The sequence below is a fragment of the Candidatus Tenderia electrophaga genome, assembly GCA_001447805.1.
Classification (GTDB): Bacteria; Pseudomonadota; Gammaproteobacteria; order Tenderiales; family Tenderiaceae; genus Tenderia; species Tenderia electrophaga.
The window spans coordinates 3485695-3498829 of sequence record CP013099.1 but is presented as its reverse complement, the minus strand read 5'-3'; the positions used below and the strand labels follow the sequence as shown (position 1 = coordinate 3498829).

The following is a 13135-nucleotide window of genomic DNA, read 5'->3' as shown; positions in this document are numbered from 1 at the left end:
ATTTTAGTTGAAACAACCATAACTATAGGGGACATCACTGCATGAAAGGCGCTCACTTGAAAGCCGTTGCCATCAATCCTACCGAAATCGCATTCCAGGCCGCCTCCGCGGATATCTGGGATAAAAAGTATCGCCTCAAGGCCAAGGACGGGGCTGCCGTGGATCAAGACATCGACGGCACCTACCAGCGCGTCGCCCGCGCCCTGGCCGACGTGGAAACCGATAATGAAAAGCAGGACGAGTGGTACGACAAATTTCTGTGGGCCCTGCGCCACGGCGCCATCCCGGCCGGCCGCATCACCTCCAATGCCGGCGCACTGGAGCACAAACCCGCCACCTCCACCATCAACTGCACGGTCTCCGGCACGGTCACCGACTCCATGGACGATATCCTGCAGAAGGTCCACGAGGCCGGCCTGACCCTGAAGGCCGGCTGCGGCATCGGCTATGAATTCTCCACCCTGCGCCCGCGCGGCGCCTATGTCTCCGGTGCCGGCGCCTATACCTCGGGGCCGCTGTCGTTCATGGATATCTACGACAAGATGTGCTTTACCGTATCCAGCGCCGGCGGCCGCCGCGGCGCCCAAATGGCCACTTTCGACTGCAGCCATCCGGATGTCATGGACTTTATCCGCGCCAAGCGCGAATCGGGCCGCCTACGCCAGTTCAACCTGTCATTGCTGATCACCCAGGAATTCATGGAGGCGGTCAAACACGATGATCACTGGCCCCTCTCCTTCCCGGTCACCGAGAAAGAGGTGGAACTGGACAAGCTCGATCTCAACGACCCCAGCCAGATCGTCTGGCGCGACTGGCCCACCAAGCACAACTACGTCTCCAACGAGGAAGGCCTGGTGGCCTGCAAGGTCTACAAATCCATTCGCGCGCGGCGCCTGTGGGACGTGATCATGGCCTCCACCTATGATTATGCCGAGCCGGGCTTCATCCTCATCGACAAGGTCAACGAGCAGAACAACAACTGGTTCTGCGAGGATATTCGCGCCACCAATCCCTGTGTGACCGCCGATACCTGGGTACAAACCGCCCAGGGTCCACGCCAGGTCAGCGACCTCATCGGCACCCCCTTTGTGGCGCGCATCGACGGCCAGGATCATGCCAGCGGCGCCGCCGGCTTTTTCAAAACCGCCACCAAAGCGGTGGTACGCCTGCAGACGGCGGAAGGCTATGCCCTGCGCCTGACCGCCGACCACCGCGTGCGCCGCATAAGCCGTTTCACCCGCCACAGCAGCGACACCGAATGGTGTGCCGCCGGCGAACTCCGGACGGGCGACCGGGTATTGCTCAACGACCATCGCGACAACGCCCGCTGGGACGGCGCCCATACCTTTGAAGAGGGCTACCTCACCGGACTGCTGATCGGGGACGGCACCCTCAAGGCGGACAAGGCCGTGCTGTCGGTCTGGCAGCCGGCCGCCGTGGCCAACGGCGCCGCCGCCCGGCTCGGCGACGGCATCCACGCGCTCATGGAAACAGCCGAACAGGCCGCCCGCACACTGCCCCATCGCAGCGACTTCAGCGGCTGGCACGCAGTGCCCGGTCGCAACGAATACCGCCTCTCGCTGGGCGCGCTGAAGAGCCTCGCCACCGACCTGGGCATGTCCCCCGGCGACAAGCGCATCACGCCCACCATGGAAAAGAGTTCCAGCGACTTCCACCGCGGCTTCCTGCGCGGCCTGTTCGATGCCGACGGCTCGGTTCAGGGATCGCAACAGAAAGGCGTCAGTGTGCGCCTGGCCCAGTCCAGCCTGGCCTGCCTGGAAGCGGTGCAGCGCATGCTGCTGCGCCTCGGCGTGCGCGCCACCATTTATCGCGACCGTCGCAGCGCAGGCGAGCAACTGTTGCCGGACGGCAAAGGCGGCATGGCGACATACGCCACCCAAGCCCAGCACGAACTGGTCGTCAGCGGTGAAAACCTGATCAGCTTCGCCGAGCAGGTGGGCTTTGCCGACAGCGACAAGGCGCAACGCCTGGAGACGAGCCTGGCGCATTATCAACGCCGCCTCAATCGCGAGCGTTTCGTCGCCCGCGTCACCGGCATCGAGGCCGACGGCGTGGAGGATGTGTATGACGTGCAGGTGCCCGGCATCAACACCTTCGATGCCAACGGCCTGCATGCCCACAACTGCGGCGAACAACCGCTGCCGCCCTACGGCTCCTGCCTGCTGGGCTCGGTCAACCTGACCAAGTTCGTGCGCGACCCGTTCACCGACAAGGCCCATTTCGACTGGGACGAATTCCGCCAGACCGTCGGCATCTTCACCCGCATGCTCGACAACGTGGTGGAGATCAACGGCCTGCCGCTGGAGGGCCAGCGCGACGAGATCATGAGCAAGCGCCGCCACGGCATGGGCTATCTGGGCCTGGGTTCCACCCTCACCATGCTGCGCATGCAATACGGCGACAACTTATCACTGAAATTCACCGAGCGCGTCACCCGTGAACTGGCCCTGGAAGGCTGGCGCACGGCCCTGGACCTGGCCAAGGAGAAAGGCCCGGCGCCGATCATGGAGCGTGAATTCGAGGTCAGCGCCGAGATGCTGCGCAAGCGTCCCGAGATGAAGCGCGACGGCTATAAAGTCGGCGACACGGTCAAAGGCAAGGTATTACACGCCAAGTACAGTCGTTATATGCAGCGCGTCGCCGAGGCCGAACCCGACCTGGTGGCCGAGCTGAGCGAAGTGGGCGCGCGCTTTACCCACCACAGCTCCATCGCCCCCACCGGCACCATCTCGCTGAGCCTGGCCAACAACGCCAGCAACGGCATCGAGCCCAGTTTCGCCCATCAGTATTCGCGCAACGTCATCCGCGAAGGCAAGAAGAGCAAGGAAAAGGTGGACGTGTTCTCCTTCGAACTGCTGGCCTACCGCGAGCTGATCAACAAAAAGGCCTCACCCTATACCGAAGACGCCGACAGTCTGTTGCCGGACTACTTCATCACCGCCGACGACATCTCGCCCAAGGCCCACGTCGACATCCAGGCGGCGGCGCAGAAATGGATCGATTCCTCCATCTCCAAGACCGCCAACGTACCGACAGACTTTCCCTACGAGCAGTTCAAGGACATCTATCTCTATGCCTACGAACAAGGCCTGAAGGGCTGCACCACCTTCCGCTTCAACCCGGAGGCCTTCCAGGGCGTGCTGGTGAAGGAACAGGATCTGGCCAACACCACCTACCGCTTCACCCTGGACGACGGCTCGGTGGTCGAACTCAAGGGCAATGAAGAGATCGAATACGACGGTGAAGTTCACAGCGCCGCCAATCTCTACGACGCCCTCAAAGAAGGCTATTACGGCAAGTTCTAGTCAGACGCATTTTACGGAGCAACACACATGGCTATCAAAATCAGCAAGAAAATTACCGGCTTCAACGTCATCAAGCCCGAGGAAGAGGTGCCGGCGGAAGAAAGCAAGCAACAGGAACTCATCGCGGCCGAGTCCAATGTGGTCCAGATGCACGAAAAGGTCGAACGCCCGGAGATGTTGATCGGCTCGACCTACAAGATCAAGACACCGCTGTCCGAGCATTCACTCTATGTCACCATCAATGACATCATTTTGAATCCGGGCACCGAGCACGAACTGCGCCGCCCCTTCGAGATCTTTATCAACTCCAAGAACATGGACCACTTCCAGTGGATCGTAGCCCTGACGCGCATCATCTCCGCAGTGTTCCGCAAGGGCGGCGATGTTACCTTTCTGGTGGATGAAATGCGCTCGGTGTTCGATCCGCGCGGCGGCTACTTCAAAAAGGGCGGCAAGTTCATGCCCTCGCTGGTGGCCGAGATCGGCGACGCCATCGAATCGCATCTGCGTATGATCGGCCTGCTGAAAGACGACGGTCTGGACGAACACCAGAAAAAACTGGTGGAGGAAAAGCGCAAGCAGTTCGACGACTCAGTCAAAAACGCCGAAGAGGAGTCCGCCAGCTCATTCCCCGACGGCGCCCAACTCTGCATGAAGTGCAACACCAAGGCCATGATCAAGATGGACGGCTGCATGACCTGCCTGAATTGCGGCGACTCCAAATGTGGTTAAGACGCCATGGCTAGAACGGTAAATCAACGGGCGGGACGCGGCCGTCCCGGCAAGGTCCAACAACAAAGGAGGGGCTCCAATTGGCGACTTATTCAGAGCCGGTCATCGGTGACTGGTACATCAACATGGACGGCCACTTCATCCGGGCCTGGGGCTGCGTCTACGAATACGGCCGGCTCAACGGAGTAGTCATCCAGCCACTCAACGGGGGCCGCTATTACATCAGCCTGACGCGATGGCGCGACCTCAAGCCCGTACGCTATGCCGCCACACGCGAAGCGCGCAGCGGGATGGTGCTGTCCTGAACCATCAGGGCGGCAATCTCGCTTAGGCCAACTATTGGGAATATGGAACGCAATGACCAAGTAAACGGTTGAGGGGGTCAACTTATGCAAGGTCGGGCGCGGCATTGGTGTGTAGCCGCCATCTCTAATCTTTTTCTCGCGCAGAATCTTGCGGGGGAATCATATTCCTTTCCAACCTCTCCCATAATTATTTATCACGTGGGCTTGAAGAGCGGGTTTTTCTGTATAGCACTTGGATATGGGGGACTAGGTAGATTCTGTCTAGCACAATACTTACTAATTCTGTCTAATATACGTTGAACTAAACCGCTTACGCGGGGCTTTTTCCCTTCGATTTACCGCACCATAATTTCCATACTTATCTCCACCCCATCCCGGGGGTTAACCCAGGAGATAAGTCATGACCCCACTACGTCAAAAAATGATCGATGCCATGCTGGTGCGTGGTTTTGCGGTGCGGACACAACGCAGTTATCTGGATGCCGTGATTCAGCTGGTGAAGTATTACCGCTGTTCACCCGAGCAGTTAACGACAGCGCAATTGCAGGACTATTTTCTCTATCTGGCGAAGGAACGGCAACTATCACCGGCGACCTGCCGGTTGTATTTGAATGCGATCCGCTTTCTCTACCTCAAGGTGGTGGGCTGGGACGAGATGGCGTTGGAGATCAATACGCCCAAACGCAAGCAACGCATCCCCGACTTGTTGAGCTGCGACGAGGTGGCGCGGCTGCTGGCAGTGGTGGAGAACCGCAAACACCGCATGATGTTGACCACCTGTTACGGCTGTGGTCTGCGGGTCAGCGAGTTAGTGGCGCTGCGGGTCAGTGACATCGATGGCGAACGCGCTTTGTTGCGCGTGACCCAAGGCAAGGGCGGCAAAGACCGACAGGTGCTGCTTTCCCAATCGTTGCTGCATCTGTTGCGCCGTTACTGGTCTGTTTTCCATCCTACGACGTGGCTCTTCTATGGCCGCAGTCCGTTGACGCGCCTGAGTATCACCACGGCGCAGAAGGTGTTTCAGGCAGCCAAGCAAAGGGCGGGAATAGAAAAGGTCGGCGGCATCCACAGCCTGCGTCACGCCTATGCCACCCATCAGCTGGCGGCGGGCATGCCGCTACCGCAACTGAAAGCAATGCTGGGACACGGCGACCTGCACTCGACCATGCGCTATCTCCACTGGGTACCGCAATACACCAAAGCTCATGGGACGGACCTGATTCAAGGATTGGAGGTGGGTCATGAGTAATGTCTCAATGCAATCCATCCTCGCCACCCATCTGGACCACTATCGCCAACATCATACGCTTACCCCACAACAGGCCCGGGCCTGTCATCGCATCGGGTTGTGCCGTAGCGCCGCCTTGGGCGGCGAACAGGTCCGCTGCAGCCAATGCGACTTCGAACAATACCGCTACCACTCCTGTCGCAACCGCCACTGCCCGCAATGTCAGCGCAATGCCAGTGAAACCTGGAGCCGGCAACGCACCGCCCAACTACTGCCGGTGCCCTATTTTCACCTGGTGTTCACCTTGCCGCATCAGCTCAACCCTTGGGTCGACCTGCACCCCGAGGTGATCTACCGCCTGCTGTTTCAATGCGTCTGGTCGACCCTCAAGACGTTCGCCAACGACCCCAAACGGCTCGACGGCGACCTCGGCATGATCGCCGTCCTCCATACCTGGGGCCAAAACCTCAGCCGCCATATCCATCTCCACTGCCTGATCCCCGGCGGCGCCTGGAACGAAGAGACACAGCAATGGCACCCGGCCAAGAGCAGCTACCTCTTCCCGGTGCGCGCCCTGTCACGAAAATTTAGAGGCGCGATGGTCAATGCCTTGAGGAAATCACGTCAAGCGCAGGCGCTGCATCGCCTCACGGATGACAAACACTTCAACGATACCCTGAAACAACTCATGCAGACCGACTGGGTGGTCTACACCCAAGCCAACATCCAGCGTCCCGAGACCATCATCAACTACCTCGCCCGCTACACTCACAAGATCGCGATGGATAACCACCGTCTCATCGACAGCGATGACCAGCATGTACGCTTCCGCTACAAAGACTACCGCGACCACGACAAGCACAAAATCATGCAGCTCGAGCATGGCGAATTCATCCGCCGCTTCCTGCAACATATCCTGCCCGACGGCTTCATGCGCATCCGCCATTACGGCATTCTCGCCAACCGCTGTCGGCAACAGCGAACCGACTCCATCAAGCACGCCCTGGCCGTCACGGCTGAACTCGATGTAGATACGCGCGATCAAGACAGTCCTCACAGCCCGGCGCCTATTCCACCCGCGGCAACGGTCTGTCGCTGCCCACGCTGCAAAAACGGAAGACTTGTCATCATTGCAACGCTGTTGCCCCAACGACGACGAGAGGGGACCGATTAACCCTAAACCCAATATTACAGCCGGCTGATGTTTATACAGGGCAGAGCCCCCTGGGGCTGCACGCGTCAACACCCAAAACAGACGGCATTTCAATCACCAGAAGACCGAGTCGCGTATGAAAAATTACCTTGCCAATTCGATATCGAGCTGAAAAGAGTCCCAACAAAACCACATAATGGGCTTGGTTTCCATGGCCCGACAAAATACAATCCCCTATATATGACAGTCGTGGCGCCGCGGCTTAGTCCAACAGACATTTATACGCCATGCGCGGCACGGCGTATAAATGCTTAGATGTTAGCCATTCGAAAAGGAAGATAAGCCATGGCGAAAGAATTACCGTATTTACCCTCATACAAGAATGTGGGGAAGTTATTCGAAAAAATAAAAGCCGCTAAGATACCGGAAACATTCACACATAAGTATCTCTACCACACGATAGGATTAAAAGGAGTAGGCGACAGACCCTTAATAAATCTTCTCAAGCAACTCGGGTTTTTAGACAATGGTGGAAAACCCACGTCACGTTATGCTGCACTAAAGAATGATAATATTGCTGGGATTGAAATCGCAAGAGGAGTAAGGGAAGCGTTTCAACCGCTTTTCGATGCAAATGAAAATGCATATTCACTTCAACAATCGGAACTAAAGGGTTTGGTTGCACAGGTCTCAGGTGCAGATACAGGCACTACGACAAAAATAGTTGGCACATTTAAAGCGCTAATTGCTTTATCAGACTTTGAATCTGACGAAACACTTAGGGAAGATGATAAGAAAAAGGATACCGGTGTAGAGGAATTAGAATCGGTCACTATACCTGGCGTCAGTCCAGATGGCATTGGCCAAGGACTTAAGCCAGAGTTTCATTATAATCTCCAAGTTCATCTGCCATCCAATGGAACAGAAGAAACATACATGAATATCTTCAATGCCATACGGAAGGTATTTAAACAATGAATGATGGCAATCTCGCGCTTTTCTTAATGCTTGGACAAACTGCGACAAAAATTACTGGAGAAATCCCTGAAGTCGCAGATGGAAAGCCATTAATGATTTCCGATCATTATGATCTAACCACATCACTTCCTGATGCCGTAAAATCAGCCAATAGAGCATCTGAAGCCTATCGATTATTCTTTGTTTTTGAGAAATATCTAAGAGAATTTATTGTTGAAACTATAACAAAAAATGGAACGGAAACATGGTGGGAAAAAGTGCCCCCAGATGTCCAGCAGGAGATTGACAAACTCGAAGAAAATGAAGAAATAAAGGGCTGGATGTCGCTCGGATCTAGAGATAAATCAGCGTTAATGACATATCCGCAGCTTTTAAGAGTTATCGATCATTGCTGGAAAGATTATTTCAAAGATATAGTGCGAGATAAAGCTTTGGTCCAAGAAGCACGTTTAATTGCCCACCTACGCAACACCATATGCCACATGACAGAAATTAGTGATGAAGAAATGGAAAGAACAAAGCAGGTGATGCGAGATTGGTTCAGGGTAGTATCACCATAATATGGCTAAAGTTTAACGGACACTTTAAATCAGCGACAATGCTGGGCAAGGAGTGTTCAAATGACAAGGGATCAATAGGGTCAGAGTCACTGCTGTCCCATAAACTTTTACACCAAGCATAGCTGCCGTATTTCCAGAGCATTTTGTTTTGGCGGATCACCACGAAGTAATGCCATCAGGTCTCTTCGTAGAAACAAATTCAGATGCAATAATCGCAACATACTTTGTAAGGACCATCCTAGCTTGGCACTGAATTTCAAATAGGCCAGTATCAAATAGGTACAGAGCGCGATCCATATCTGCGTCATAATGGCATTCTTGCTATTGCCCACGAAGGCCTTGATCTTTAGATTTTGTTTGATCCATTTGAAGAATAATTCTACTTGCCACCGTTCTTTATAAATCTCTGCGATGGTCTGTGCACTTAAAGCGAAATTATTTGTCAGGAACTCATAGGCTTTTCCGCTCTCAGGATCTCGATAGCCAATTCGTCGTAGCTTTGGCATGCCGATCTTTTTTGGCTTAACACCTGTTAAAACGATTGTTTGATCCGATGTCAGTCCTTTGGATTTATCGACGGCTCTTCGCTCTTCAATCTTCCATATGGCATTCTTCCTGATCCGGGTAACAAAGAAAATACCCTTGTTATTAAGGGCCTTAAACCATTCATAGTCCGTATATCCTTTGTCAAAGACGACGATGCTGCCTTTGCTATAGTGGAGTGTTCTCCCTATTTCTATATCGGATGCTTTACCTTCGGTAATAGCTGCGAAATTCGGGATGTATCCATCATGATCTAAACTCAGGTGGAGTTTCATTGCTGATTTTCCCAAGGCATAGTGGGCCCAGGGAAATATTTTTAGTGATAAGTCAATCAAGGAGGCGTCTAATGAATAGAGCTTGTTCTTGAAACGGAACCGGTGGCCGGACGTCAGCTTCTGACAGTTGGCATAAAGCTTTGCAAACAAGGCCTCATATAACTTAGCAGGTTGCTTTTCATTTAATCTGGCCAGGCTTGAGCGTGCAATGGGTTTGGCTCCTAAGTGATAAAGACGACTGGATTGTGCGCTCATATTGCTCTCAATATCCCTTAGGCTATGGCGGCCTGCCAATTGCCCCAGAGACAACGCGACAAACTGGGACCAGCGGCTTGTTTTCCGCAACTGTCTACCTTCATGATGCGTTTTTGAGAGGCTTTCAAATTCATGTCTCGGTACGAATTTTAGCAATTGTGCGAAAATAGTATTATGATGTGCCATGGCTTAAATCTCTCTGTTATTACAGTGTTTGGTCGCACTTTCATTGTAACAACTTGTTGGGATTTAAGCCTTTTTTATTCCATGTTTATGGGACAGCAGTGGGTCAGAGTCGAATGGCACTTACTTAAGCTTCTTAGGGTGACCATTTTTCATCACTTCCGCTCTTGCTTCATGCCGTGTTCTCGTCAATAAGGGATAGGCTTTCGGTCTTCGCTTCACCGCTCTCGGTTCGATTCGGCCGGGACGATTCCCCACCTTTTTCTGCACCATCATGCGGAATAAATAACCGATATATTCATCATCCAAATACTGCGCGTTTTGTAGATAGATCAGCCATATCTGCAAGCAGTGCTTGAAACTTATACGTCTTGGGCTGATATCCGCCAGCAAGGCGGATTGTGCCATCATGAGGCGGATCAGGTTATAGGCAAGTAGATGGATCCATATTTCCTTGATCGCCATCTCGGGCGTTTTGCAACTGAGCACATTCATGCCCATAGTGTCTTTGATGTTGCGCAGGTCCAGCTCGATATGCCAGCGCATTTTGTACAGGGCTTTTAGCTTCTCTTTCGGGTAGTTGTTGTGATCGTCCAAAGTCGTGATCATTGTTTTGCCGCCGGCCTGGAATTCCCTGACCGTGAGTCTTTCTGGCGCCGTGTTATAGTCCTCTTCACTCATCCACTCCGGTCGTCGCTTGGGCTTGTCGATCACGATCAGATGATCGCGTTCTCCCAGCCTTTGACCGAGACGAAAATCTGTCACGCGCTTTCTGGAACCGTTCTGCTCCATTAGAATATCGATCCCGTCGGCCTGCATGGCGGCAATAAAGAAATAGGTGGCAAAGAAGGCATCGCCGAGCGCGATATCACCGGGCTGCAAGGTGTTCTGTATGGCGCGCAACAGGGTTTGTTCGTCACCCCCCTTGCCGTTGAAACGGCCGATCGCTGCATTCAATAGCGCACCGCTGGCCAGACTGGTGATGCCGACGATGCGACAAATGGGAAACCCTAAACCAGGCTGTTGACCGCGTTGTTGTGGGAATACGGCTTGGTTGGCAGCCGTGTCGGGCATCGTGACGGTGGTGCCGTCGATAATCCTGATGTGTCGACCCTGCCATTGCCATTCATCAGGCGCTCGTTCGTCAAGCTGGTCGCCCAGATGTTGGGTCAGTTCTGCGACCATCGTCAAAGGCAACCGTTGCCTGGCACGACAATAGCCACCCGTGTATGTGCTTCGGGCGCTAAACCCGCCGGCGAGTCGCTGGACTGCTGCCTGGTTAACAATGCTCTGACAGGAACGATCGGCGCTCATGGCTTGGGCCAGGAACATGGATAAGGTTTCCGTAGGTGGATAGAGGCGTTCCCGGTGCTCGGGCAAGAGCGCTTCCACTTTGTCCAGCAGCGTGTCGCTGGTGAGAAGATTGAAGAAACGATAGCTGTTGCTGTTTCCACGGTATGCCTCAACTCGAGTATGTTGATGTTTTTTGGCAGTATGGCTAAGCTTCATCGAGACCGGTTCCTTTTGGTAGGTTGTGGGTTTGGCGATTTACACCCTACCATGGTGCCGGTCTTTCTATTTGATAATCAAGTGCTTGGGCTTAAGTAAGTGCCATTCGTATCTGACCCCATTGACCCTTGTCTGGCACCATGTCCTTTTGAACGCCTGCGTTGATCTATAGTCTTATTCGCAACGCATTTGTTTGCATGTCATATTTAAGCTTGGATTTAAAAGCGTCTAAATTGCCCTATGAAAAATCAACTATTCCAGGAATCTGCCCCTAGCGTCTCGACGTTAGAAGACCTCGCTAAACTCGCCGACTATTCCTTCATGGACACGCTCAATAGCGATCCTGAGGCGAATGAAAGCGGCGCTGATCACGCACCGCGTCAGGTGTTCTCGGGACATTATGTCCCGGTTAAACCCACGCCCCTCGATAACCCCGAGTACGTCGCGCATAGCAAGCACTTTTTTCAGGAACTGGGCTTTGCCGACAGCCTGGCAGAGTCCGACGGGTTTATGCGTGTGTTCAGCGGCGACCTTTCGCAGGTTCCGGAACCGATGCGCAACGTGGGCTGGGCGACGGGTTACGCCCTCTCTATTTTCGGCACTGAATACGTCCGGCAGTGTCCGTTTCAGACTGGGAATGGCTATGGTGATGGCCGTGCCGTGTCTGTGCTTGAAGCGGTGATGCCTGATCGGAACGGGGATCGGAACAGGGGTCGACGCTGGGAGATGCAACTCAAAGGGGGCGGTCGCACGCCCTACTGCCGCGGCGGAGACGGCCGCGCGGTGTTGCGCTCGAGTGTCCGGGAGTTCCTGGCACAGGAGCACATGCACGCCCTGGGGGTACCGACATCCCGGTCTTTGAGCCTGTATGTATCGAAAACGGAGCAGGTGCAGCGGCCCTGGTATTCGGAGGGCTCGCGCTCACGCGATCCCGACAGAATGGTCTCTGAAGCGGTGGCGATCGCGACGCGCGTGGCACCGTCATTCATTCGGGTGGGTCAGCTCGAGCTGTTTGGTCGCCGTGCGCGTAAGCAGGAACACCCCGCTGCGATAGAGGAGCTGGAAAAGCTGGTGCTGCACCTGATTGACCGTGAGTACCCGGATGTCATCGACCGGAATCTGAGCACCCCCGAGAAAGTGGTGTCGCTGGCGCGGGAATTTCGCAGCCGCCTGACCTCACTGGTGGCGAACTGGATCCGTGTCGGTTATTGCCAGGGCAATTTCAACAGCGACAACTGCGCCGCCGGTGGCTTTACCCTGGATTACGGCCCGTTCGGCTTCATGGAAGTCTTTGATCCCTATTACCAGCCCTGGACGGGCGGCGGGGAGCACTTCGCGTTCTGGAATCAACCCGTGGCAGCGGAACGCAACTTCGAGATGTTCTGTACGGCGTTGATGCCGTTACTGGAAAAGCATTCTGAAATGTTGCAACAGCTTGACGAGCTGCGAAATGGCTTTGCCGCAGTGATGCAAACGGAAATTGAAAAGGTGTTTGCGGACAAGCTGGGACTGGATGCGTTTGACACAGAGTTGTTCGGTGAACTCGTCAAACTCATGATGAAAACGTCTGTCGATTATACCATCTTCTTTCGCGAACTCTCGTCGATACCGGGTGATATTGGCCCACTTAAAAAGAGCTTCTACAGTCATTTGAATGCAGAGATGGAAAAGCACTGGTCTGAATGGCTGACAAAATGGAAGTCGCTCGTTACCGATACACCGCGCACGCTGGAAGACATTTCAGCACAGATGAAACGCGTTAATCCAAAATACAGTTTGCGAGAATGGTTGCTTGCCCCCGCATATCAGCAAGCGGCCCTGGGTGACTACGCGCTAATCAGAGAACTGCAAGACGTGATGACGCAACCTTACGCCGAGCAATCGCCAGAGGTGGAAGAGAAATACTATCGACCGAAACCCCCTGAATTCAAGGAGCTCGGTGGGGTGTCGCATATGAGCTGCTCGTCATGAAGACCTGGGCGGGGTCTGACTCGCGTAAGTTAAGGCAACGGCGTGTGCCTTGTAATGGTGCGGATTGACGTTTTAAAGATTATTTTGGGGGCGCTTGGATGACCATCTGGCGCTTTG

Annotated in this window: 10 protein-coding genes; 8 read left to right on the top strand and 2 right to left on the bottom strand. The window is 54.3% G+C overall.

Features of this window, described 5'->3' with window-relative positions; genetic code table 11:
• The first annotated feature begins 41 nt into the window (after positions 1-41).
• From Tel_15985 to Tel_15955, 7 genes are all read left to right on the top strand, one after another.
• Positions 42-3326 (top strand): ribonucleoside-diphosphate reductase, encoded by a 3285-nt coding sequence (locus Tel_15985; protein ID ALP54529.1) that lies wholly within the window; start codon positions 42-44, stop codon positions 3324-3326.
• A gap of 27 nt (positions 3327-3353) precedes the next feature.
• Positions 3354-4058, top strand: coding sequence for an NrdJb (locus Tel_15980; GenBank protein ID ALP54528.1), 705 nt, complete (start codon positions 3354-3356; stop codon positions 4056-4058).
• Positions 4059-4138: 80 nt separating this feature from the next.
• Positions 4139-4363 carry a hypothetical protein gene (locus tag Tel_15975; GenBank protein ALP54527.1) on the top strand — a complete coding sequence of 75 codons (225 nt, stop codon included), beginning with the start codon at positions 4139-4141 and terminating at the stop codon, positions 4361-4363.
• Between the two features lie 400 nt (positions 4364-4763).
• Positions 4764-5612, top strand: coding sequence for an integrase (locus Tel_15970; protein ID ALP54526.1), 849 nt, complete (start codon positions 4764-4766; stop codon positions 5610-5612).
• Entirely contained in the window at positions 5605-6765 is a 1161-nt protein-coding gene (locus Tel_15965; protein ID ALP54525.1) for a transposase, read from the top strand. The genes Tel_15970 and Tel_15965 overlap by 8 nt, the downstream gene beginning before the upstream one ends.
• Before the next feature lie 324 nt (positions 6766-7089).
• The gene (locus Tel_15960; GenBank protein ALP54524.1) at positions 7090-7722 is read left to right on the top strand and encodes a hypothetical protein; all 633 of its coding nucleotides are present in this window, start codon (positions 7090-7092) and stop codon (positions 7720-7722) included.
• Positions 7719-8282, top strand: a complete 564-nt coding sequence (locus Tel_15955; GenBank protein ID ALP54523.1) for a hypothetical protein — start codon at positions 7719-7721, stop codon at positions 8280-8282. The genes Tel_15960 and Tel_15955 overlap by 4 nt, the downstream gene beginning before the upstream one ends.
• Before the next feature lie 107 nt (positions 8283-8389).
• Here Tel_15955 and Tel_15950 read toward each other — a convergent pair whose 3' ends face one another.
• On the bottom strand, positions 8390-9541 hold the full coding sequence (locus tag Tel_15950) for a transposase (protein ID ALP54522.1): 1152 nt from the start codon (positions 9539-9541) through the stop codon (positions 8390-8392).
• Positions 9542-9661: 120 nt separating this feature from the next.
• Positions 9662-11047 (bottom strand): transposase, encoded by a 1386-nt coding sequence (locus Tel_15945; protein ALP54521.1) that lies wholly within the window; start codon positions 11045-11047, stop codon positions 9662-9664.
• A gap of 240 nt (positions 11048-11287) precedes the next feature.
• Here Tel_15945 and Tel_15940 point away from each other — a divergent pair, with 240 nt between their 5' ends.
• Positions 11288-13018: a hypothetical protein gene (locus Tel_15940; protein ID ALP54520.1), complete on the top strand. Its 1731-nt coding sequence runs from the start codon at positions 11288-11290 to the stop codon at positions 13016-13018.
• Positions 13019-13135: the final 117 nt, after the last annotated feature.

Bases quoted from the DNA above. Each gene is read 5' to 3' on its own strand.
- Tel_15985 (ALP54529.1), top strand. From the start codon at position 42: ATGAAAGGCGCTCACTTGAAAGCCGTTGCCATCAATCCTACCGAAATC.
- Tel_15980 (ALP54528.1), top strand. From the start codon at position 3,354: ATGGCTATCAAAATCAGCAAGAAAATTACCGGCTTCAACGTCATCAAG.
- Tel_15970 (ALP54526.1), top strand. From the start codon at position 4,764: ATGACCCCACTACGTCAAAAAATGATCGATGCCATGCTGGTGCGTGGT.
- Tel_15965 (ALP54525.1), top strand. From the start codon at position 5,605: ATGAGTAATGTCTCAATGCAATCCATCCTCGCCACCCATCTGGACCAC.
- Tel_15960 (ALP54524.1), top strand. From the start codon at position 7,090: ATGGCGAAAGAATTACCGTATTTACCCTCATACAAGAATGTGGGGAAG.
- Tel_15955 (ALP54523.1), top strand. From the start codon at position 7,719: ATGAATGATGGCAATCTCGCGCTTTTCTTAATGCTTGGACAAACTGCG.
- Tel_15950 (ALP54522.1), bottom strand. From the start codon at position 9,541: ATGGCACATCATAATACTATTTTCGCACAATTGCTAAAATTCGTACCG.
- Tel_15945 (ALP54521.1), bottom strand. From the start codon at position 11,047: ATGAAGCTTAGCCATACTGCCAAAAAACATCAACATACTCGAGTTGAG.
- Tel_15940 (ALP54520.1), top strand. From the start codon at position 11,288: ATGAAAAATCAACTATTCCAGGAATCTGCCCCTAGCGTCTCGACGTTA.